The organism is Mesorhizobium sp. M2A.F.Ca.ET.039.01.1.1, from assembly GCF_003998035.1.
Classification (GTDB): Bacteria; Pseudomonadota; Alphaproteobacteria; order Rhizobiales; family Rhizobiaceae; genus Mesorhizobium.
Genome location: NZ_RZRY01001519.1, coordinates 1 through 458 on the forward strand (window position 1 = coordinate 1; position 458 = coordinate 458).

Genomic DNA, 458 nt, shown 5'->3' on the forward strand with positions numbered 1-458 from the left:
GCCGAACCGACGATCGCCTGCGCGGCGGCAAGCAGGACGGCTGTGCGGCGCCCTTCCCTGCCGGTCGCGGCGACCGCGGCCGTTGCGGTCGTCACGAAGCGTCCTTGCCGCGCCCCTCACCGCGAACCCGGCGCGAGACGCGATCGAGAACGGCATTCACCAGCTTGGGTTCGTCTTCCTCGTAAAAAGCTTTTGCGATGTCGACATATTCGGACACGATCACGGCCACCGGCACGTCTTCGCGCTTCATCAATTCGTAGACGCCGGCGCGCAGGATAGCGCGCAGCGTCGAATCCAGCCGCGACAGCGGCCAATCCTCGGTCAGCGCCTGGCGGATGACCGGGTCAATGGTCTTCTGGTTCTCGACGACGCCGGTCAGGATGGCGCGGAACCATTGCGCGTCCGCCTCGCGGTAGAGCGCGCCATCGACTTCCTTGCCGAGGCGGAAGGCCTCATAT

1 protein-coding gene is annotated in these 458 nt (G+C 66.2%); it reads right to left on the minus strand.

The features are described 5' to 3' along the window. Nucleotides 1-91 precede the first annotated feature (91 nt). Nucleotides 92-458: transcription antitermination factor NusB (nusB, locus tag EOA24_RS40725; RefSeq protein ID WP_127410958.1), on the minus strand; the 367-nt coding region annotated here is incomplete at its 5' end.